Origin of the sequence: Cobetia sp. LC6 (assembly GCF_030264805.1) — a bacterium.
Classification (GTDB): Bacteria; Pseudomonadota; Gammaproteobacteria; order Pseudomonadales; family Halomonadaceae; genus Cobetia.
The window spans coordinates 1-22,658 of the sequence record NZ_JASSPL010000010.1 but is presented as its reverse complement, the minus strand read 5'-3'; the positions used below and the strand labels follow the sequence as shown (position 1 = coordinate 22,658).

Below are 22,658 nucleotides of genomic sequence, written 5' to 3'. Positions count from 1 at the left end.
AAAAGCCGGCACCTGAGATAGGTACCGGCTTCATCGTCACGACCTCAGGTCGATGACAGACTCATGCGTTGAGCAAGCGAGGCTCAGGCGAAGACGATGGTCTTGTTGCCGTGGATCAGCACACGATCCTGCAGGTGCCAGCGCAGGCCGCGGGCCAGCACCTTCTGCTCGACATCACGGCCGATGCGCACCAGTTCCTCGGCGGTATGGCAGTGTGTGACGCGATGGATGTCCTGCTCGATGATCGGGCCGGCATCCAGTTCTTCGGTCACGTAATGGCAGGTCGCCCCGATCAGCTTGACCCCGCGCCCGAAGGCCTGGTGATACGGCTTGGCACCCACGAAGGAAGGCAGGAAGCTGTGGTGGATGTTGATCAGGCGACCGGCATAGCGTTCACACAGGCTCGGCGGAATGATCTGCATGTAGCGCGCCAGCACGATGCAATCGGCCCGGGATTCTTCCACCAGACGCTCGACTTCGGCAAAGGCCGGAGCCTTGTCATTCTTGTCGACCGGCACGTGATGGAACGGAATGCCGTGCCATTCCACCAGCGAGCGCATGTCATCGTGATTGGAAATGACGCAGGGAATCTCGCAATCCAGATCACCGGACTGCCAGCGATGCAGCAGGTCCACCAGACAATGGGAGTCCTTGGAAACCATCAGCACGACACGCTTCTTGGCAGCGGTGTCATGCACGCGCCACTGCATGCTGAACTCTTCACCGATCGGTGCGAAGCGCTTGCCGAGTTCATCGGCGCTCAGGCCGATGGTTTCGGGGTTGATCTCATAGCGCATGAAGAAACGGCCGGCGCCAAGATCAGAATGCTGATTGGCTTCGGTGATCCACCCGCCCTGCTCGGCGATGAAAGTGGAAACTCGGGCAACAATTCCGACCTGATCAGGGCAGGACACCACCAGGCGATAGGCGTGAGACATCGTAAGTTCAACCATTGTGATAGCGGGAATGATGTTCAGCCGGCGAAACGCCGGCCTGCGCGAGGAATCATGACACCGCCCGTAAGCAGCCCCTCGGCAAAGGTGGGCTATTGTAGCTGATCACGCGGCCTGAAACAGTGTTGCGCCCCGATTCTGTCCATATGGTCAATACGACATTGCGATCAGCGGCCATCACGCCGGCCCACCTCAAGGCGTCACGCGGACGGCTGGGCCGCTATCGAATCGACGCGACCGGACAACAGCGCCATTTGTGGCGCTTCGCGGGATTCCCGTATAGTTGAGCCACATTTTATAGATGGCATGACATCCATGTTGAAACCCCGCGTTCAAGTCCGTCAGAGACAACGTCCGCCGCTGCACCTGCTACCGCTGGGTGGCTGCGGCGAGATCGGCATGAATCTGACGCTGTATGGTTATCAGGATCACTGGATCGCCGTGGATTGCGGCATGATGATTCGTCAGGACCTGCCGGAAGGTCCGTTGCAGGTACCGGATATCGAGTCCCTGGCAAGCCTGGGCATCAGCCCGCAGATGCTGGTGATCACCCATGGCCACGAAGACCACATCGGCGCAGTCGCCTGGCTGTGGCCGAAGTGGCGCTGCCCGATCATCGCCACGCCCTTGGCGGCTGGCCTGCTGCGCGCCAAGTTTGCCGAGCGCGAGCTGGAAACCTCCAGCCTGCAGATCATCGAGGTGGATGAAGGCTTCGAATCCGGCCCCTTCGCGCTGCGACTGTTGCCGCTGACCCACTCGATTCCGGAAAGCTGCTCATTGCTGATCGTCACGCCGGAATATCGCGTGATGCATACCGGCGACTGGAAGCTGGATCCGGAGCCCTTGATCGGCAAGCCTACCGATCCGGAGCGCTATCAGGCACTGGCGCCGGTCGATCTGGTCGTCGGCGACTCCACCAATGCGCCACTGGCAGGCCATTCGCGTAGTGAAGGCGAGGTTGCGCGCGCACTGGAGAAGACGCTGGCCGGCTGTCGCGGTCGCGTCGTCGTGACCTGCTTTGCCAGCAATCTGGCCCGCATACTGGCACTGGGGCGCGCCGCCGCACGCAATGGTCGCCGCATCACGCTGCTGGGTCGCTCGATGGAGCGCATGGTGCGCGTCGCCCGCGGTCTCGGCTATCTGGAGGACTTCCCACCACTGGTACCGGTGAAGGACCTGGGCTATCTGCCCCCGGAAGAGGTCATGGTGATCGCCACCGGCAGTCAGGGCGAGCCGCGCGCGGCACTGTCACGCCTGGCCAATTCCCGGCATCCGGACTTCGAGCTGGCTGCCGGCGACACCGTGATCTTCTCTTCCAAGGCGATTCCCGGCAATGAACTGGCCATCGGCAAGCTGCACAATGCCCTGACACGACTCGGCGTCAGCATCATGGAAGAGAAGCAGTTCCCGGAGCTGCACGCCTCCGGCCACCCGGCACAGGAAGAATTGCGCACCTTCTATGGCTGGCTCAAGCCGGTACGTCTGCTGCCGGTGCATGGCGAATATCGCCACCAGCTCGCTCACACCCAGGTGGCACAGTCCCTGGGCATCGAGGCACCGCTGATTCCCGTCAATGGTGACGTGATTCGCCTCGATGCTCAGGGGCTGTCGGTGGAGAAACGACTGACACTGCACGAACGCATCATCGAGCATGACAAGGTGCGTCCGCTGGACTCCATGGACCGCCGTGCCCGCGCGCGTCTCGGCCGGCATGGCAGCGTCTCGCTCGCGTTGCCCGTCACGCTGCAGGAAGCCGGCTGGGTTCGCATCGGCCGCTTGATGCTGGATATCAGCGGCACCTCAAGCCTGGATGAAGACAGCTTCGCCGAGTGGCTGGATGACACCCTGGCAGGCCTGGATGCCAGCAATGAACGTGAACTCAAGCAGCAACTCGATGGACGCATCAATCGCTGGCTGCGCAACCACCTGCGCCATGAGCCGGTGCTCTTCCTGCATATCATGGCCATGAATCAGGAGTGAGTATCGCGCCATCATTGAAGTGATGGCCGCTTCGAGCTCACTGCCCTGCGCAAAGCGAAGCATGAAAAAGCCCGCCCGGGAAATACCGGGCGGGCTTTTCTGCTGCTGGGAGGCGCTCAGGGGCTGGTGATGGAGAGATTGCCGACTGGCAATCTCGTTCTCAAGCGCTTCAGCCACCTCCATGACGTCAGACCGAAGGGCTCAAACGGACTTGTTCTTCGGCGGACGGCCACGACGCTTGGGCTGATCACTGACCAGGTCATCCACGGAAAGGCCAGCTTCGATCATCGCATCACGAATCTCGGCAAGCTTGCGCTCCTTGGCGATTTCTTCCTCGCGGCGCTGCTCGTCTTCTTCGGCTTTCTGCTCGATCACCTCATTGATGACCTCGGAGAGCTTGTGCAGTTGTTCCATGGACAGCTGACGCGCTGCTGCACGAGCAACATTCTTGTTACGGGCGATCTTTTCGAGAGAATCGGCTGTCATTTCGCTACCTCCACCATATGCACTGAGCTGGAATCCCTGCGAGTCATCGCATTGGATGTGATAATGCAGCAAAGTATAAGCGCTAAATATGAACTAACAAGCCTTGTCAAAAGCAAGGCAGTGTTTCCATAGGATAGACCAACAAAAACCCCGCTTGATAGCGGGGTTCTTGTGAGCGCCTGTGAGTTATCCGGGAAGGCTCGATCAACATGAGCGCCACGACTGATGACGAAAAAGGGACTCAGCCTCCCGTCATGTTCATGAAGCGAACGATCTGGACATCACCGTCCGTCGTGAAGTGATGACGCTCGGGCTTGAGATGCATGGCATCGATGATCGCGGCCTTGAGCGGCTCGATATCCCCCGGGTGACGACGCATGATGTCCCGCAGGTCAAGCGAGTGCTCATTGCCAAGACACAGCAACAGACGCCCCTCTACCGTGACGCGAACGCGGTTGCAGGTCGAGCAGAAGTTATGACTGTGTGGTGAGATGAATCCCACCCGTGATTCGCTGTCCGCCATGCGGAAATAGCGTGCCGGCCCCAGGCTGTCTTCAAGTGTGGGAATCAGCGGATAACGCGTCTCGATGCGCGCCTGGACATCATCACTGGAGCAGAAGGTCTCGTCACGACCGTGATCCGAGACCTGGCCCAGCGGCATCTCCTCGATGAAGCTGATGTCCAACCCTTCCTGACGCGCGAATTCGACCAGCGATACCACTTCGTGATCATTGCGACCTTTCAGCACCACCGCATTGAGCTTGATGCGGAAACCTTCCTCGCGCGCAGCACGGATTCCGGCGATCACCTTGTTCAGGTCGCCGGTACGCGTCAGCGCCTTGAAGCGCTCCGGGTCCAGAGAATCAAGGCTGATATTAAGCCGTGACATGCCGGCGGCCTTCAACTGCGCGGCGTGCCTGGCAAGGCCCGCGCCGTTGGTGGTCATCGAGAAGTCCTTGAGGCCCTCGAGCGCGCCGATTTCATCGACCAGCTTGCCGATATCACGCCGCACCAGCGGCTCCCCTCCGGTCAAGCGAATCTTCTCGACCCCCAATTCCACGAAGGCGCGCGCCAGCAACGCGATCTCTTCGAGGCTCAACACCTCATCGCGCGGCAGAAAGGTCATCTCTTCGCTCATGCAATAGACGCAGCGAAAGTCACAGCGGTCCGTCACTGACAGGCGAACATAGCGGATGCGACGACCGAAGTCATCGACCAGGGTTTCCATCATGACTCTCCCGAAAACTTGGGTGTTGCCAGCGCTGATTGTCGCTCTTCGCGGCTGGCCTCGGCCAATGAGTCATCAGCCTTGTGTTGCTCGGCAAAGGGGGTTGCCGCTCCACCCTCTGCCGTCACCGCGGACTCGGGATGCCAGCGCTCGAGTGCCTCGCGATCACTCGAGCGTTCTCGCACCCAATAATCTCCTGTGGCGGTGTGCTCCTTTTTCCAGAAAGGCGCTCGCGACTTGAGGTGGTCCATCAGGAAGTCACAGCCCGCAAAGGCAGCCTGACGATGTGCACTGGCGACCAGCACCAGCACGATATTGTCGCCGGGCTCGAGCCGTCCGACACGATGAATGATACGCACCCCGGTGAGCGGGAAGCGCTCGCGCGCCTCTGTGATCAAGCGCTCGAGGCTGCGCTCCGTCATACCGGGATAGTGTTCCAGCGTCAGCGCGACGACATCCGGACGCTGATTGAAATCACGCACCAGCCCCGTGAAGGACACCACGGCACCGATGTTGCCGCGCCCACGCGTCAGGGCATCCTGCTCGACACGCAGATCAAAATCGCAGGCCTGAATACTGACCGAAAAGGCCTGCGTGGCTTCGTTTGCGACCTGGGTCATGTCACCCCCCCGTCACCGGTGGGAAGAAGGCGACTTCATCACCGGCATTCAGTGCATGGTCATCGCGCACCATGTCCTGATTGACGGCGCATAGCACGCGGGTGTCATTGAGCGCTTCAAGCTGCGGGTCACGCAGCGCCAGGGTGCGCTTGAGGCCCCCGACCGTCGCCTCCGACAGGGTCGTCAGGTTCAGCGCCAGGCTATCGAGATCCAGCCGCTCCCGCAGTTCCGCCAGGAAGAGAACCCGCACGGTGGCATCATCGCGTGCCGCCGAAGCGGCCTGTCCCGCTGTCACTCTCACTTCGTTGGGCTCAGCTGCCGCAGCACGGCTTGGCTCGGCCCGGCTTGATTCAGCACGGCTTGGCTCAGCGGGCGTCTGCTCGAAAGCGGCAGCCTCCTCCGGACGCTGCCAGTCTCCACTCTTGCCGCCGGTCTTGGTCTCGAGCTGGATATCGCCGATCACGATACCCTTGTCGACCGCCTTGCACATGTCATAGAGCGTCAAGGCCGCCACCGAGGCCGCCGTCAGCGCCTCCATCTCGACACCGGTACGTCCATTGAGGCGGCACAGCACCTGAATTTCCACGCAGCTGTTGGTGCTGTCCAGTGTGAAGTCGACCGTCACCTTGGAGAGCATCAGGGCATGGCAGAGCGGAATCAGCTCATGAGTGCGCTTGGCCGCCTGGATACCGGCAATACGCGCCGTCGCCAGCACATCGCCTTTGGGCAAGCCACCTTCGGCGAGCAGGGCAAGCGTGGCAGGCAGCATGCTGACGCGTGCGCTGGCTCGCGCCTCGCGGCGGGTTTCCTGCTTGTCCGCAACATCCACCATATGGGCTTCGCCGCGTGCGTTGAGATGAGTAAGGCTCATGAGCTGTCTCGTATCCGTATCGGGTGCGCCTGACTGGCGGCAATCTCAGAAATACCAAAGCCTGAAGAAGCAGGCAGGCAAGCCCTGATGAGCAGGACCGACCAAAAAAATTAGCAGACTATCTTTTCATGAATCAGCTGGCATGACCACTGCATGGGCATCGTCTAGACGATGCCGCGACTGCCCAGCCACTGCACCATGACCGGCTCGCCGGCGTGGAGCGTGGCGCAGCCGGCGGGGATCTCGATCAGGCATTCGGCCAGCAACATCGAGGTCAGAATACCCGAGCCCTGCCGACCTGTGGTCATCACCACCTGACGCCCCTGGTCATCCAGCACGATCTGGCCGCGATGATAGTCGACACGCTCGGCACGTGAGCGCAGCGTCTCGCCGGCGATCAGCTGCAGGCGCGGGGCTTGCCACTGCGCCAGTGTCGTCGCCGAGGCATTCGCCTCACCCTTCGCCAACCGTTGCTGGCCCGACAACAGGCGTAGCGCGGGCAGCACGAACTGCAGGAAGGTGACCATGGTCGCCACCGGATTGCCCGGCAAGCCGAAAAACGGCACCTGGCCAGATGACGACTCGGCGCCGGCGGGAGTGGCACGCAACATGCCGAACGCCAGCGGACGCCCGGGTCGCATGGCGATGCGCCACAACGCGAGCTCACCACAGGCAGCGAGAGCACTGCGCACATGATCGGCCTCGCCCACCGACACGCCGCCGGAGGTGATGACCATGTCGGCACGCTTCGCGGCATCACGCAGGGCAGCACTCACGCTCGCCTCGTCATCGCCCAGAATGCCGAGATCCAGCACTTCGATGCCCTGGTCATGTAGCAGCGCCACGAGGCTGAAGCGATTGGCGTCATAGATGCCGCCTGCCGGCAGCGTCTCGCCGGGAGCCGTGACCTCGTCACCGGTGGAGAAGATCGCCACCGTCAGCGGCCGATAGACGGAGACCTCGGCGAGCCCGAGCGACGCCAGCACGCCCACGGCGGCAGGCGTCAGCCACTGGCCCGGCGTCATCACCCGGTCGCCGCGCGCGATGTCCTCACCGGCCTGACGCACATTCTGGCCACGGCGAATGCTGGCCACGCCTTCGATCACCACCTGCTCGCCGGCTTCGCCCTGTGTGGAGCGATACTCGAGCTGCTCCTGCATGACGACGGTGTCGGCGCCTGCAGGCAAGGCCGCGCCGGTCGTGATGCGCATGGCCTCCCCCGCGGCGAGCGCTCGACCCGTCCAGGGATGGCCCGCCAGCGAGCTGCCGATCACGCTCAGCTCGCAGTGATCGCTCAATTCGCCGCGATCGCTCAGGGGCTCGCCGCTCTCCGCGTCTGGCAATGAAGCCCGTGCCAGCGCGATGCCGTCCATCGCTGCGTTGGTCTGCGCCGGAACATCCAGCGGCGAGATGACCGTCTCGGCGAGCACACGTCCGGGTGCCTGCGCCAGAGCGACACGCTCGCTGCGCGGCGTGCGCCTCACGCCCGCCAGGCTCTCCCCCAGCACGCTCAAGGCTTCATCGACACTCAGCATGCGTTCACCGAAACGCGGATCGAAACACGACAGGCTCATGCGCCCACCTCGCCACGCGGCTTGCCGCCTTCCAGACGCCAGTGCACCGGCCAGGCAGCGATCCAGGCAGCCAGCGCCTGAGGATCGTCAAGGTCCAGCCGCTTGAGGTCCTGCGGCACATCATCACGAGGCGGCAGCTGCGCCGCCGGTGTCGCCAGCGCATGGATCCAGGGGTCCTCCGGGGCTCGCAGCGGCTTGCCCACGGCCTCGCGGTACAGCTCAAGCTTGGGCAGCGGCCACTGCTTGAAGCCCTCGACCAGAATCAGGTCCACCTCCAGCCTCTCGAGCTGCGCCACCAGCTGCTCCAGATCGGCCTCTGCCTGGTCCGGCGTTTCCATCATCAGCGCATAACGCCTGGAAGATGCCACAAGCATCGGTACGGCTCCCGCCGTTCGCAGACGATGACTGTCCTTGCCCGGCGTATCGACATCAAAGGCATGATGCGCATGCTTGATGACAGCGACGCGGAGGCCGCGCGCTCTCAATTCGGGCAGCAGCTGTTCGAGCAGCGTGGTCTTGCCGGTGCCGCTCCAGGCCGCGATGCCCAACAGTGGACACGCTGACGCCGCCAGACGTGCCTGCCAGGCGGGCGACATCCCGACTTCATGACAAATACCACCACGCGGGGCGGTTGCATCACTACGGCGGGAAGGATGTTCAGCACTGACAGCGGTATCAGCACGCTGGTCAGTCATGGAGAAGGACTCAGGCATGAAGGTTCTCTTGATGATTCCGGCGTATGGCGGCCTGTCGACGGGCTCACCGCAGCGCTCTCGCGCCCGCAAGGGAAAAGATGACGATGCAATGCGGGCTGAGCGGATGCCATGAAGGTGAACACGCACGGCGCTCATTTCAATGGGGCAACGACTCGATATGAGCAAGGGTTCAATGGGGGCAACGACGCAGAGTGGCAAGACACCCGCCAGAACCGCCAGACACGACACGTGAAAGGTGCAACGCCAAGGCCATCAATACCGGGCAGGCAAAGACAATAACCCGCCAGACTCCTGAAGAGACGCCCCCAGCGATAACCACCTGCATCACAATGACACACCTTGGGCGTACAAGCGGGAACGGATGACACGCAGAGGACGTCAGGAAAGAAGCACGCTCAGCGCGAGCCGGCTTCCATCTCACGGCATTCTTCAAGGGTGTTGAGATTGGCGAAGTCCTGCTCGCTGCCTGCCTGCACCTTGAGCCAGACATGCTGATCGAACCAACGGTCGATCTTGCGCTCGCCAGCGACCAGCGCCGCCTGCAGCGAAGGCAGCAGGCCACGGTGCATGAGACAGATCACCGGATGGTAACGGAACTCGTCTGCCGCCACGGCCAAGAGCGCAGGCCCGGCATCGACTGCGTGACCGCCCTCGACAGTGAAGCCTTCGAGCTGATCGCCGTTGGCATGATCGATCAGCGCCACGCTCAGCGTCTCGACCAGTTCATTGGGCAGGTGCGGCACATCGCAGGCCACCATCATCACCCAGGGCGTCCGCGCTGCCGCCAGCGCACTGGCCATGCCCATCAGGGGGCCGTGGTAACCCTGCTCGCTGTCTTCGACGAGCGGATGCCCATAGGCGGCATATTCGGCGTGCGAGCGGTTGGCATTGATCAGCAGCTCACCCACCTGAGGAGTCAGGCGCGCCAGCACATGCGCCATCAGTGGCACCTCATTGAGCGTGACCAGTCCCTTGTCGACGCCACCCATGCGCCGCGCCTGGCCACCGGCCAGCACCACCCCGGTGATATTGGCGGGCGTGAGCGAGGCCTTGAGCTGCTCGGCATCGCTCGGCAGTGGTGTAGCGTCAGAGGTGTGATTGGAGCTCGGCATGAAAGCGTATCCCGGTCGAGTGCGCCAAGGCGCAGGTCATGTCCTGCAGCAGGGCTGCTGGCAGGCCATCCAGTGCAAGCGGCTGATGAACAGGGCTTTCTCAGCCCCTCAAGGCAACTCAGCCCCTCAAGGCAACTCAGCCCCTCAAGGCAACTCAGCCCCTCAAGGCAACTCAGCCCCTCAAGGCAACTCAGCCCGCTGTGGGCTCAGTGTGCAGGCTGGCAGCGCTCAGCGTCCAGCGCGCACTCGAGCCCTGACTCAAGGCATTGTCCTGATGCGAGGAAAGGATCACCGCACACCCCTGCTGGCACATCTGCTCCAGTCGCAACGCCAACTGCTCGACGGCGGCCTGGTCCAGATTGGCGGCAGGCTCATCCAGCAACAGCACCGGCGGACGCGACAACCAGGCGCGCGCCAATGCCAGGCGCGCTCGCTCGCCTCCCGACAATGAGCGGGCGGGCTGTCGGGCCTGATCACTCAGCCCACTCCAGCGCAGCATCTCCTCGACCTGATCGCGCTGCTGGCCGGCAGAGCCACTGTCGGGCTGCCAGCGAGCCGCCAGCACCAGATTGCCGGCCACGCTGGTGTCGAACAGATACGGCTGCTGGTGCAGGTAGCGCACCGGATGAGCGTCACGGGTCTGCCATTCAAGCTTGCCGCCTGTCGCTGGCTGCATGCCGGCCAGCACGCGCAGCAGCGTGGTCTTGCCGCTGCCGTTGTCGCCCTTGAGGTGCACCCAGCCGGACGCCGGGGACGGTGCCCAATCCAGCGCCGCGACATGCCACAACAGGCGCCCTTGCGCCTCGGCGCCCTCGCCGGATGCCTGCGCCGCAGGCGGCAAGCGATATTCGAGGTCGCGCACACGCAACAGAGGGGCAACGCTTGCGTCAGCATCGAGTACCTGGGCAGAAGACGACGAGGCTTGCGCGAAGCCAGTCCCCGCCACCGGGCAGGAGGAGTCGCCCGGGGGAACAGACGAGGACGAAGAACTAGGGGGGAACATCATGACTCCATACGACGATTCAGCCTGACGCGATCAGTGCTGGTGTGCTTGTCTCAACTGGCAGGCAGGCGGCTTGCAGGCTGCGGGAGCAGAATGTGACTGGCGGCGAGGCCGCGGGTCACGCCTGTACTACCAGCTGACCGCGACCGCGCAACAGCCCCAGCATCAGATTGAGCGCCAGCGCCAACACCAGCAATACCATGCCCAGGGCGACCCCCTGGGCGTACTCGCCCTTGAGGGTTTCCAGCGCGATGGCCGTGGTGATATTGCGCGTGAAACCGGCAATGTTACCACCCACCATCATGGCGCAACCCACTTCAGCGATGATTCTACCAAACGCGGCCACCAACGCCGCCATTACGCCGAAACGGGCCTCCATCACCAGCCGCCACAACGCCGCCCGGCGCGACGCCCCAAGCTGCAAGGCCGTCTCCCAGGCACGCTTGTCGACGCCCGCCAGCGCGGCATGCAGCATCACTACCAGAATCGGCAGGGCGAGCAGAATCTGCCCGATCACCATCGCCGGCTGGGTGAACAGCAGATGCCAGTCGCCCAGCGGACCAGCGCGCGACAACAGGATGAACAGCAGCAGCCCCACCACCACGGTGGGGACTGCCATCAGGGTATTGATCAGCGAGATCAACAGCCATCGCCCCGGGAAGGCACAGCGAACCAGCACGAAGGCGATCAACAGTGCCGGTGGCACCGCGATCAACATCGCCATCAGCGAGACACGAAACGACACGCCGATGATCTCCCACAGCGCGCCATCCATGCTCAGCAGGAGGCTCATGGCCTCCTGCGTGGTTTGCCACAAGCTCACGAACGCGGCTCAGCCTGTGCGTCCTGCGCCTTCACCGGCGTGCGCTCAGAGGCACGATCCGCTGTCTGGCGAGCATCGAAGCCGGTCTCGCCATGGCTGGCATGGAACAGCGCCTTGCCCTTGAGACGATAATCATCGATCGCCTGCTGCCCTTCGCTGGAAATCAGCCATTCGGCCAGCTCACGCGCACCACGGGTGTTGAGCCCATCATGATTGGCCGGATTGACCAGAATCACCTGATAGGGATTGAAGAGACGCGCATCGCCCTCGACCAGAATCTCGAGCTCGAGCTTGTCTTCCATCGCAAGCCAGGTGCCCCGATCGCTCAAGGTGTAGTCCTGCAGCTCACTGGCCATGCTCAGCACCTTGCCCATGCCCTGGCCGACGGCCTTGTAGCCGGAGAAGTCAGGGGTGACATCGGCACTCTGCCACAGGGCCAATTCCTTCTTGTGGGTGCCGGAGTCATCGCCACGCGAGATGAAGCCGGCATTGGCGCTGGCGATCTTGCCCAGTGCGGCGTCCACATCCTGCATGCCGTCAATGGCCGCCGGGTCCGATTCAGGGCCGAGCAGCACGAAGTCGTTGTACATCACGCCATGCGGCTCGACACCGTAACCGGCATCGACGAACTTGCGCTCGGCGCCCGGGGCGTGGGTCATTACCAGGTCCACATCGCCATCCTGTCCCATGCGCAACGCCTTGCCGGTACCGACCGCGATGACCTGGATGGTGACATCGTGGGCTTCTTCATACTCCGGCAGCAGGTGATCGAGCAAACCTGAATTGTAGGTGCTGGTCGTGGTGGCCAGACGGATGATGTCGTCGGCCGCATGGGCCGGCAGAATGCTCAGCGCACCGAATGACAGGCCTGCGAGGGTGGCCAGCAGGCGACGAGAAGACAAGGTATGGCGTTGCGACATGGATGATGCTCCCTGAATATTTCTTCTGGCGTGACGGTCTTGATGACATCAACGTGAATGCTGACTCTGCAAACGACATGCCGAAAGCGCTCTGGTGCCGAAAGGGACTATCAAATAAAGGCTTTCAGGCTTTGGCATCGAGGCTGATACAGGGGCTGGCTCACAAGACAGCCGGCGATGATACCGGAATCTTCACCAGCAGGCAGATTTGCCGGCACCCGCCTCTCGCCCCTCTCGCCCTTCTCGCCCCTTTCGCCCTTCTCGCGCCCTGATGACGTCGCTATATCGACTGGAGCGAATGGCGTTGGTGAGATGGCACAGCCGGGATGGCCGGAAAAATACTGACAATAAGCCCAGGCGTGCCCCCACTGACCCATGACGACCCAATTGACGCGTCATCACCGGGCCTTGCGTGGCGTAACGGGCCAGCCTGCCAACCCTGCCTGCCAGCGCCGCGTGCTGACAAGGCTGCAAGGCTCTGCCTGCGGCAAGCGTATGCAGAAAGAGGCAGCAATGTGGTATCCAGCGCTAGATTACCAGTGAGCGGCACGCCACAATGCCCGCATGATAGAGATGATTCCCCCTGCGACCATTACTGCCCTGTTGACCCGAGGAACGCCATGACTGCCCACGCCCCCTCCACACCCCGTGAGACCCGGCGTAGCGGCAGCGACCCCCTCCCCACCGCCTCGGTACTGATCGTCGACGACGAGCCCGGCATGCGCCGCTATCTGGAGAAGGCACTGTCTTCGCGCTTTGCGCTGATCGAATGCGCCGATAGTATCGAGCAGGCCGAAGCCCTGCGCTCGCGTCTGCATTTCGACCTCATCCTGCTCGACATTCGCCTGCCGGGGCGCGATGGCCTGGACTGGGATGAGGCGCTTGCGCCCTCTTCGGTCAGCGATGTCATCTTCATGACCGCCTACGCCGACCTCGAGACCGCTGTGCGCGCGCTGCGGGCCGGGGCCTGTGATTTCATCATCAAGCCGTTTCGTCTCGAACAGTTGCAGGCTGCGCTGGACCGCTGCCTTGAGCGCCGCCAACTGACGCGGGAAAACTTCCTGCTCCGTCGCGACAATGCCCGCCATCAACAGGAAGAGGCCAGTCTCAAGGGCGAGAGCCCTGCCATGCAGGAGCTGGCGCATATCATCGCGCGCGTTGCTCCCGCGCCCTCGCCGGTGCTGATCCTGGGAGAGTCCGGCACCGGCAAGGAGCTGGCGGCGCGTGACCTGCATCGCCTGTCCGGTCGGCGCGGGGCCTTCGTGCCGGTCAATTGCGGCGCGATCAGCCCGGAGCTGTTGGAGAGTGAGCTGTTCGGCCATCTCAAGGGGGCCTTCACCGGCGCCCACCGTGGCCGTGATGGCCTGTTCAGCTTCGCCGATGGCGGCACGCTGTTTCTGGATGAAATCGGCGAGATGCCCCTGGCGATGCAGGCCAAGCTGTTGCGAGTGCTGGAAACGCGCCGCGTGCGCCCCGTCGGTGGCGAGCAGGAACAGGCGGTGGACGTGCGTATCGTGGCCGCCACCCATCGCACACTGGAGACGGAGGTGGCTGCGGGCCGCTTCCGCGAAGACCTCTACTATCGCCTCAACGTGCTGAGCCTGACACTGCCGGCCCTGCGCGAGCGCCCGGAGGATATCCCGGCATTGGCCCAGCACTTCTCGCGCCAGCTGTCGCGTGAGCTCAACCTCCCCGCCGTGCCCTGGCAGCACTCAGACCTCACTCGCCTGTGCCACTATTCCTGGCCCGGCAATGTGCGGGAACTCAAGAACGTCATCGAGCGCGCCTTGCTGCTCGGTCGCCTGCCCGGCGATACCCTGCCGGCCGAGAGTCAGACTGAACAGGCATCAGGCCACCCGACATGGAACGACAGCGGAGACGCGACCACCACCATGGAAGAGGCCGCCAGCAGCGGCTATCCGCTCGAGTGGTCATTGGATGCGGTGGAAAAGGCCCATCTGTGCGCGGTACTGGAGCGGCATGCCAACAACAAGTCAGCCGCCGCCCGCCAGCTGGGCATCTCGCGCAAGACGCTGGATCGCAAACTGTCCACCTGGCGCGCCGAGCAGCAAAGCGGCGGGGACAGCGGCGCTGAGAATGGTGCTGAGAGCAGCATCGAGAGCGATCAACCAGCCCCCGCCACTGCATCTACCGCTCCCTACGGAGCCGACGGCAGCGCATGATCAAGCGCCTGCGCCATTACTTCGCCGGTTCGCTGCGGCGCAGGCTGCTGCTGCTGACACTGGCGCCGCTACTGGCGCTGATGCTGGCGCTGGTCGGCCTGACCGCCTACTGGACCACGGCCTATACCGACCGCCAGCTATACATGAACGTGCGCAGCGATCTCGATGTCGCCAGCCGCACGCTGCAAAGCCAACATCAGCGCCTGCGGGATGGCCTGGAGGCGATGCGCCGCAACCTGCGCCAGCTGGTGGCACCCGATGAGCAATCCGCACAGCTGTTGCCACGTCTGACACCGCGCCTGGATACGATGCGGGACACCCTCAATGCCGACTGGCTGCGCTGGTTGCCCACAGAACAGTTGCGTCAGACGCCCGGTGTCGCCGCGCTGATTCCGCAACTGGCGCGCGGCGAAAGCCTGGATGGCCTCGACATGCTGTCCAGCGACTCGCTGGCGACGCTGGATCCAGCGCTTGCCGAACGCGCGCGTCTTGCGCTGCGCCAGACGCCCTACGCACAACCCAGTGCCCGCCGCGAGGAGAACCGCGGCATGCTGTTGCGGGCGCTGGTGCCCATCCTCGATGGCGAGGGCAAGCTGCTGGGCGTGCTGGATGCGGGCCGCCTGCTCAATCGCGACCCGCGTCTGGTCGATGAAATCCGCGATCTGCTCTATGGCCCCGGTACTCTGCCGGAAGATGGCACCGGCACCATCACCCTGTTTCTCGATGATGTCCGCATCGCCACCAATGTCACCGACGCCAGCGGCGAGCGTGCGCTGGGCACCCGCGCCTCGCTGGAGGTGAAGCGTCAGGTGATCGGCAATGGCGAGCGCTATATCAATCGTGCCTTCGTGGTGCGTGACTGGTTCGTGGCCGCCTATGCCCCGCTGGATTCTCTGGATGGCCAGCGGATCGGCATGATCTACGCAGGCTACCCACAGGCGCCCTACGCGCGCCTCTATCGCGAGACGTTGACACATATCAGCCTGGTGCTGATCGCGGTCAGCCTGTTGGGGGTGCTGCTGGTGTGGAGCAGCATCGAGCGTCTGATGCAGCCGATCCGACAGATCCGCCGTGTGGTGCATGCGGTGCGTGATACACCATCACAGGAGGGCTTGCGCATAGGCCCACTGTCCTCTCTGGGGCCGGCGCAGCGACACGGTGATGAGCTGGATGAACTGGCCGAGGAATTCGACGCCATGCTGGCGCGACTGGAAGCGCACCGCCATGAGATACAGCTCGCGGCCCAGACGCTGGAAGCCCAGGTCGAGGACCGCACCCGCGATCTGAGCGCCCAGACCGCCACGCTGCGCGAACGCAGTCAGGCACTGGAGGAGCACGTCCGCCTGCTGCGTGAAGCGCGCGCACGCCTGCTGACCCGCGAGAAACTGGCGGCACTGGGCGAACTGACGGCGGGTATCGGCCACGAGATCAACAACCCCGCCGCGGTGATTCTGGGCCATGTCGAGTTGATCGAGGTGATTCTCGGCGAACAGGCCGAGCCGGTACGCGAGGAAATCGCCACCATCATCCATCAGGTCGAACGCATTCGCGCGCTGGTCGACAACCTGCGTCAGTACGCGCGCGATCCGCTCGCCTCCAATGACATTGGCGATGGCAACTCACTGACGCCATCGCTCGGTGCGCCTCACCTCAGCCAGATTCATCCCGATGAGGCGATCCACAGTGTCGAGGTGCTGGTCAGGCATGCGCTGGATCATCATGGCCATCGATTGCAGCATGAGCTGGCGGCGACCCGCTTGATCGAGGCCGATCGCGCGCAACTGACCCAGGTGCTGGTCAACCTGCTGATCAACGCCATCGAGATGGCGCCTGCGCCGGATACGCTGTGCATCACCAGCCGTGATCGTGATGCAGCGCTGGCCGTGATGAACGGCGAGCCGAACAGCCGTCCGGATACATCACCCTCAGTGCCAGCGTCAGCCTCAGTACCAGCAGCAGTGCCAACGCCAACAGAGGAGCTCGCCCCCGTGGCGGGTGTCGAGATACGCGTCATCGATCACGGGGCTGGCGTGCCCGAGCACCTGAAGTCGCGCATCTTCACGCCCTTCTTCACCACGCGCGCCAATGGCTCGGGCATCGGTCTGTCGGTCTCATCGGGCTTGATCACCCAGCTGGGAGGCAGGCTATGGCTGGAAGATACGCCCGGTGGCGGCGCCACCTTCTGCCTGTGGCTGCCGTGCATCGCACGCCGGCATCACGAGGATGATCAAGGGCGCCATCTGCTCGAGACGCTCAGCGCCGGGGGCAGCAGTCGCTCGCCTTGAGCTACACGCGGCTGATGAACACACTGGCCGTGGCGAGGGGCACTGCCACGGACTCCCGCCCGCGTGCTAGCCTGCGCGCATGCTCACTCAATCAGGCACCACTGATGTCGCACGATACCTCCCGCACTGCCCCCGAACCTTTCACTGCCGGCAAGGCAGCGCAGCCCACTGACGACGAGAAAATGGCAGCGTCTCCCACGCTGGGCAAGCGGCTGCGCGAACTGAGGATGCGTCACGGCCTCTCTCAGCGCGAACTGGCCAAGCGCGCCCAGGTGACCAATTCGACCATCTCGCAGGTCGAGCAGGACGCGGTCAGCCCTTCCGTCAGCTCACTGAGCAAGATTCTCGAGGTATTTCCGGTCTCGCTGAGCGACTTCTTCAGCGATGAGGTGCCCGTCGATCCACCACGTATCCTGCGTGACAGCGAGCATGAGCCGATTGCGGGCTGTGGGCCGGGTCTCACGCTGCGGCGCATCGATCAATTCCGGCAGACATCGCCACTGCCCCAGATCGAACTGGGCAGCCTCGCACCGGAGTGCAGAGCCTATCTGCAGGCCACGCATGACAGCCTGGTGCTGGTCACGCACGGCGCACTGTGTATCGAGCTCCCCGCGACGGCGGCCTGCCAGGAGGCACTTCTCGAATGTGGTGATGCTGCGCGACTGCATGCCGGGGAGCGCTATCAACTGCACTGGCGCAAGCCTGAAGCATCGCAAGCCGCCAGCGGTGAGCTCGACATCCCTGAAGCCGCAAGCCGTGAAGTTACTCACCACGGGACCTCCGACGCTGCCGAGGCCCCGGATTGCCAGTGGCTATGCATCGCAAAGAGTCGTTAGGCCAGGCTTCGCTCGAGAACTGATCGGCCCTGCCAGCTCAACCCTGGCCAGCATGGCCTTGACCGGCAAGACCCAAGCCAGCGCGGCCGAGTTGGCATAAAGCGCGTCGCTAGCCTCTTGCAGCTCGGGAGTGAGGCTGGCCCGCAGCATCAGGCGACTGCTCGCGCGCCTCGCCCCAGGGCTCATTGGTGGCCGGCTCGGCCAGGAAACGCTCCACCATGGTGTGCGGGCAGAAATCAGCCAGCCATTCCTCGCGAACCGGATAACCCTCGTCTGCCAGCAACTCGTTCATGCGTCGCGCGAGGCCTTCGGCGGAATGCGGTGCGATGGCGTGTTCCAGTTCGCCCTTCAGGATCTCGCGTATTCCGCCACGGCAATCCACCGACACGACCGGTGTGCCGCAGGCCAATGCTTCCATCAGCACGATCCCCATGCCTTCGACACGCGAGCTGAGCACGAACAGCTTGGCGGCCCGCATCCAGGCATAGGGATTGTCACGCTGACCGGCGAAGATCACCCGCTCTGAGATGCCAAGCCTTTCAGCCTGGGCTTCCAGGGCTTCACGGCAATTGCCCGCCCCCACGATCACCAGCGGCTCCTTCGGATTGGCCAGGGCATAAGCCTCGAGCAAGAGAGCATGATCTTTCTGCGGCACCAGACGCGCCACATTGAGAATGAAGGGCTCAGCGGGGATATCCGGCTCATCCATGGCGGCCTGCTCGCGAATCCGGGAGATAGGGCAGGCATTGACGATCGTCTCGATATGCGCCGGTGTCACCCCATGCTGGCGAGCAATGTCTCGTGCCCCTTGCGCCACATCCTCGGACACCGCCACCAGATGCTTGTCCTCCAGCAGGCAGCGGGCAAACATGCGCTGCTTCCACTGCGGGCCGCTGAAATTGACGCGATTTTCCAGCACGTAACGTGCACGAGGATCCTTGAACCCCCACACCTGCTCGAAGGTCCCCAGGCCACGGAAGATGATGCGGTCAACCTTGCCGTGTTCCTGCTCGAATTCCTCGAGCCAAGCGGCGAATTCCTCGCCACCGGCCTTGCCGACCCACACGAAATTGGAACGGCGGATTACGGGATTGAGCACCAGGCGTGACGCCAGTGTCGTCAGGGCGCCGCCGACGGAACGCTGAACGCGTTGCTGAATCGGCACGATGTGCTGCTGGACGCTGGCATCCTGTGGCTCAAGCACCTGATCACGACCGCGCCAGATGACCATATGCGTCTCGTGGTCATTCGCGGCCAGACTGTCGGCAAGATTGACCGCCACTCGCTCCATGCCGCCCATTTTCAGGCTTCTCACTACGACCAGGGTACGCAAGCATCACTCCTTCGAATGTCCACCAGTACCGCTTTGTGCCGCGTGCAAGACATGCGAAAACGATAGCTGGCGTCGGGTAGGAAAACGAAAAATGCAACTCGCATGTGCCAGTCGCTCAGCACACGGGAGTTGCATTTATCTGAACCGTCATTCGCGGAAATGTTCCCTGCGACCACTCATCAGATGGTAATCATTCTCCCTCTTTCGCCGGTGGCAGAATCAGGTTGAGCACGATGCCCAGAATGGCGGCCAGGCTCACGCCCTGCAGCGTGAACTGGCCACCACCGACCTGCATGCCACCGATCCCGAACACCAGGATCAAGGAGGCGATCACCAGATTGCGCGGTGCGGTCAGCGAATCTCCCGCGCGCACCAGCGTGTTCATGCCGACCACCGCGATCGAGCCGAACAGCAGGCACATGATGCCGCCCATCACCGGCGTGGGAATCGTCTGCAGCACGGCGCCGACCTTGCCGATGAAGGCCAGCGAGATCGCGACACAGGCCGCGACCGTCATCACACGTGGGTTGAAGTTGCGAGTCAGCATCACCGCGCCGGTCACTTCGGAATAGGTGGTATTTGGCGGACCGCCGAACAATGACGCCGCCGACGTCGCCAGACCGTCACCGAGCAGCGTGCGATGCAGCCCCGGCTTCTTCAGGTAGTCACGCCGTGTCACCGAGCCGATCGCCACCATGTCGCCGATGTGCTCGACGGCAGGCGCGATGGCGACGGGAATCATGAACAGGATGGCGGAGAATTCGAAGGTCGGCGCAGTGAAGCTTGGCAGTGCCAGCCACGCAGCCGCATGCACCGGCGAGAGATCGATCACTCCCATCAGCAGCCCCAGCACATATCCCGTCAGGATACCGCCGAGGATCGGCACCAGACGCAACATGCCACGTCCGAAGATCGACAGCACCAGCGTCACGCCAAGACTGGCCAATGACAATGTCAGCGCCTGGGCATGCGAGATGTTGTCGCTGAACTCGCCGGTGGCCATCTGCACCGCCGTCGGTGCCAGCGCCAGACCGATGACCATGATCACCGGCCCGACCACGACAGCCGGCAGCAGGCGATGCACGATGCCGACACCCTTGAGACGAATGCATTGCGCCAGCAGCACATAGACCAGCCCCGCGACGAACAAACCGCCCATGGTGGCAGGAATGCCGAAGTTGGCGACCGAGCTCTGGATGGGCGCAATGAAGGCAAACGATGAGGCGAGGAAGACCGGCACGCTGGCCTTGGTCACGCACTGGAAGACCAGGGTGCCGACACCGGCCGTGAACAGGGCGACGTTGGGATCAAGCCCGGTCAGCAGCGGGACCAGCACCAGCGCACCAAAGGCGACGAACAGCATCTGCGCGCCGGTGACGAGAGTCGTCAGCGAGAACCCTTCCTGTTCCGGCAAGGGCACATGGGCAGACGACGCATGGGGAGAGGAAGTATCAGAGGACGGTGATGAAGACGACATGGCAGCACTTCTTTTCACGGGCGGAAGAGTCAACCGCCTGATCCTGACTGCTCAGACAGGTCAGACAGATACAAAAACGCCCCACGCAGATGCGCAGGGCGTTGTCATCTCTGGCGGGCGCTCAGCGCGTGCCGAAGATCTTGTCGCCGGCATCGCCGAGACCCGGCACGATATAACCGTTCTCGTCGAGACGGTCATCGACGGAGGCGGTGTAGATCTCGATATCCGGGTAGGACTCCTGCACCTTGGCGATCCCCTCAGGTGCCGCGACCAGGACGATGACCTTGATCTGCTGGCAGCCCTTGGCCTTGAGCATGTCCAGCGTGGCGATCATGGAGCCGCCGGTTGCCAGCATCGGGTCGATCACGATGGCCAGACGCTCGTCGAGATCTGACACGAACTTCTCGAAATACGGCACCGGCTCCAGCGTCTCTTCATCACGGTACAGACCCACGACGCTGATGCGTGCCGGGGGAATCAGGTCCGTCACGCCATCCAGCATGCCCAGGCCGGCGCGCAGGATCGGGACGATGGTCACTTTCTTGCCCTTGATGGTCTGGACATCCAGCTCGTTGCCGCTCCAGGCATCAATGGTGGTAGTTTCCAGCTCCAGGTCCTGGGTTGCCTCATAGGTCAACAGCTTGGCGACCTCACTGGCCAGCTCACGGAAGCTCTTGGTGCTGATGCCTGCTGCACGCATCAGGCCGAGCTTGTGCTGGACCAGTGGATGATTGATGGCATGGACGCTCATGGAAATACCTCTTGGGACAGAAGATGGTGCAAACGATACGCAGCACTACCTCCCGCCGGCTCGGACGATAGCAGCGGGAAGGCTGGTAAATTGAGCGCATTCTAGCGGAAGCAGGCTTACAAGTTAAGTACCACCACCCTGCCTCCTCACCTTTAGCCGCAAGGGCTAAGCCTCCGTGTCAGTAGCACAATCCTCGCACTGAGCAGATATCCAGAGTTGCTTTTGTAACCGAACAGTAACCATTCTAAGAGAAAACCTCGCAGCATTGATTAGAAAACACACAAACATTATCATATATAAATATCAAAAGTATTTTACACGAGAGGAATTGATGCTACCTATATTCATATCATGCGATGAAAATTATGCCGCACATCTAGCCACTACTATTATATCGGCAATCATCAATTGTAAAGAGCCTGAAAAGCTCAAATTTATCATTGGCGACGCTGGGCTCAAAGCAGGCACAAGATCAACATTGAGATCCATGATAGAAAAATATGGATCTCATGTGGCATTTGTTTATCTAGACGACAGTAAATTTAGTGGTCTAAAAATAAAGCGCTACGGCAAGTCAATTTACTTCAGATTCTATCTTGATGAATTGCTTGATGATGAAGAACTAGTTCTATGCTTGGATTGTGACACTGTTGTCGTTGGCGATTTATTGGATATATACAGGGAAACCAGTGGGAGAAGTTTCACAATTGCTGCCGTGGAAAATATCGGTAGATCTCCATATAGACGCCTTGGTTTGAAAAAAGGTGATTACTTCAACTGTGGATTAATGCTTATCAATATGAAGCAGTGGAAAGAAGAAAAAATAGGAAAGAGAGGACTGGAGTTTTTATTAGCTCACCCTGAATTGTGTGCACACAATGAACAATGCGCAATCAACAAAGTCGCCCAAGGGGAATGGTATCGTCTTCCGTTGACTTGGAATGCTCAACGACCTGCCTATAAAATTTTAGAAAAACGTATGACCGAGCAGCATAGAGATAAAAATGAATTCTTGAAATCAATTCAGGAACCGATCATGGTTCACTATATGGGGAAAAACAGTAAACCTTGGGATGCGCATAGCTTGCATCCATTGAAGGAATTATATAAAAGTTATCGTCGCAAAACTCCGTGGCCAGTTAAAACTCAGAAAATTGCATTACGCAAAAGAATAAGATTCTATGCGTCAGTACAGAAACTATTTCTGTACGAAAAGAGAAAAAGAATGAGTAAACAATTGATCGACATGCACAAAAGCGCCTAACCATGGTTGGCGCATATTAACGCGCCAACCATAATAGGGTAGAATCTTTTTTGCATACTAAGTCGTAGCCGTCTCTCACCGTATTGGATACTCTCACTGGAACAACATGAACATCTTGGCTTTCAAATCCATCACAATTATAATAGAAAAATCTCAAAATACGGCGGATGCAGGCTCTGAGTGCAACACCCTATTGAATTGAGGGTGGTGCTTCATTGTGCTTTGCCATCAGTTCATTCATCA

At 61.7% G+C, this 22,658-nt stretch carries 19 protein-coding genes; 5 read left to right on the top strand and 14 right to left on the bottom strand.

The window, feature by feature from the left end:
* Positions 1-83: 83 nt before the first annotated feature.
* Positions 84-938 carry a formyltetrahydrofolate deformylase gene (gene purU / locus QQF40_RS12270; protein WP_285461492.1) on the bottom strand — a complete coding sequence of 285 codons (855 nt, stop codon included), beginning with the start codon at positions 936-938 and terminating at the stop codon, positions 84-86.
* Positions 939-1,352: 414 nt separating this feature from the next.
* On the opposite strand from purU, the gene QQF40_RS12265 reads away from it, so the two are divergent.
* Positions 1,353-2,933, top strand: a complete 1,581-nt coding sequence (locus QQF40_RS12265; RefSeq protein ID WP_285461579.1) for a ribonuclease J — start codon at positions 1,353-1,355, stop codon at positions 2,931-2,933.
* Positions 2,934-3,134: 201 nt separating this feature from the next.
* Here QQF40_RS12265 and QQF40_RS12260 read toward each other — a convergent pair whose 3' ends face one another.
* The 10 genes from QQF40_RS12260 to QQF40_RS12215 form a co-directional block, all read right to left on the bottom strand.
* On the bottom strand, positions 3,135-3,419 hold the full coding sequence (locus QQF40_RS12260; protein WP_043336782.1) for an H-NS family histone-like protein: 285 nt from the start codon (positions 3,417-3,419) through the stop codon (positions 3,135-3,137).
* 241 nt (positions 3,420-3,660) lie between these two features.
* The gene (gene moaA, locus QQF40_RS12255; RefSeq protein ID WP_175089399.1) at positions 3,661-4,650 is read right to left on the bottom strand and encodes a GTP 3',8-cyclase MoaA; all 990 of its coding nucleotides are present in this window, start codon (positions 4,648-4,650) and stop codon (positions 3,661-3,663) included.
* A complete protein-coding gene (locus QQF40_RS12250) occupies positions 4,647-5,267 on the bottom strand; it encodes a molybdenum cofactor biosynthesis protein MoaE (protein ID WP_487886045.1) in 621 nt (206 codons plus the stop codon). Before QQF40_RS12250 ends, moaA begins: the two co-directional genes overlap by 4 nt.
* A 1-nt stretch (position 5,268) precedes the next feature.
* A complete protein-coding gene (gene moaC / locus QQF40_RS12245; RefSeq protein WP_285461491.1) occupies positions 5,269-6,138 on the bottom strand; it encodes a cyclic pyranopterin monophosphate synthase MoaC in 870 nt (289 codons plus the stop codon).
* A gap of 164 nt (positions 6,139-6,302) precedes the next feature.
* Complete coding sequence (moeA, locus tag QQF40_RS12240) at positions 6,303-7,712, bottom strand: molybdopterin molybdotransferase MoeA (RefSeq protein WP_175089394.1); 1,410 nt, start codon at positions 7,710-7,712, stop codon at positions 6,303-6,305.
* Entirely contained in the window at positions 7,709-8,308 is a 600-nt protein-coding gene (gene mobB, locus QQF40_RS12235) for a molybdopterin-guanine dinucleotide biosynthesis protein B (protein WP_285461490.1), read from the bottom strand. The genes moeA and mobB overlap by 4 nt, the downstream gene beginning before the upstream one ends.
* 515 nt (positions 8,309-8,823) lie before the next feature.
* Positions 8,824-9,540, bottom strand: coding sequence for a molybdenum cofactor guanylyltransferase (gene mobA / locus QQF40_RS12230; protein WP_175089391.1), 717 nt, complete (start codon positions 9,538-9,540; stop codon positions 8,824-8,826).
* A gap of 190 nt (positions 9,541-9,730) precedes the next feature.
* Complete coding sequence (locus QQF40_RS12225; RefSeq protein WP_175089389.1) at positions 9,731-10,543, bottom strand: ABC transporter ATP-binding protein; 813 nt, start codon at positions 10,541-10,543, stop codon at positions 9,731-9,733.
* Between the two features lie 118 nt (positions 10,544-10,661).
* Positions 10,662-11,336 carry an ABC transporter permease gene (locus QQF40_RS12220; RefSeq protein WP_199852303.1) on the bottom strand — a complete coding sequence of 225 codons (675 nt, stop codon included), beginning with the start codon at positions 11,334-11,336 and terminating at the stop codon, positions 10,662-10,664.
* Positions 11,337-11,362: 26 nt separating this feature from the next.
* Positions 11,363-12,286 carry an ABC transporter substrate-binding protein gene (locus QQF40_RS12215; protein ID WP_175089386.1) on the bottom strand — a complete coding sequence of 308 codons (924 nt, stop codon included), beginning with the start codon at positions 12,284-12,286 and terminating at the stop codon, positions 11,363-11,365.
* A gap of 620 nt (positions 12,287-12,906) precedes the next feature.
* Here QQF40_RS12215 and QQF40_RS12210 point away from each other — a divergent pair.
* From QQF40_RS12210 to QQF40_RS12200, 3 genes are all read left to right on the top strand, one after another.
* Positions 12,907-14,469, top strand: a complete 1,563-nt coding sequence (locus QQF40_RS12210) for a sigma-54-dependent transcriptional regulator (protein WP_285461489.1) — start codon at positions 12,907-12,909, stop codon at positions 14,467-14,469.
* A complete protein-coding gene (locus tag QQF40_RS12205; RefSeq protein WP_175089383.1) occupies positions 14,466-16,754 on the top strand; it encodes a sensor histidine kinase in 2,289 nt (762 codons plus the stop codon). The genes QQF40_RS12210 and QQF40_RS12205 overlap by 4 nt, the downstream gene beginning before the upstream one ends.
* 104 nt (positions 16,755-16,858) lie before the next feature.
* Positions 16,859-17,590, top strand: coding sequence for a helix-turn-helix domain-containing protein (locus QQF40_RS12200; RefSeq protein ID WP_502871434.1), 732 nt, complete (start codon positions 16,859-16,861; stop codon positions 17,588-17,590).
* Positions 17,591-17,699: 109 nt separating this feature from the next.
* Here QQF40_RS12200 and QQF40_RS12195 read toward each other — a convergent pair whose 3' ends face one another.
* The 3 genes from QQF40_RS12195 to upp all read right to left on the bottom strand — a co-directional run bounded on the left by QQF40_RS12195 (position 17,700) and on the right by upp (position 21,151).
* A complete protein-coding gene (locus tag QQF40_RS12195) occupies positions 17,700-18,923 on the bottom strand; it encodes a glycosyltransferase (protein WP_285461488.1) in 1,224 nt (407 codons plus the stop codon).
* Positions 18,924-19,113: 190 nt separating this feature from the next.
* Positions 19,114-20,400, bottom strand: a complete 1,287-nt coding sequence (locus QQF40_RS12190) for a uracil-xanthine permease family protein (RefSeq protein WP_175089381.1) — start codon at positions 20,398-20,400, stop codon at positions 19,114-19,116.
* A 121-nt stretch (positions 20,401-20,521) separates the two neighbouring features.
* Positions 20,522-21,151 (bottom strand): uracil phosphoribosyltransferase, encoded by a 630-nt coding sequence (upp, locus tag QQF40_RS12185; RefSeq protein ID WP_043335602.1) that lies wholly within the window; start codon positions 21,149-21,151, stop codon positions 20,522-20,524.
* Positions 21,152-21,482: 331 nt separating this feature from the next.
* Here upp and QQF40_RS12180 point away from each other — a divergent pair, with 331 nt between their 5' ends.
* Positions 21,483-22,415 (top strand): glycosyltransferase family 8 protein, encoded by a 933-nt coding sequence (locus tag QQF40_RS12180; protein WP_285461487.1) that lies wholly within the window; start codon positions 21,483-21,485, stop codon positions 22,413-22,415.
* Positions 22,416-22,658: the final 243 nt, after the last annotated feature.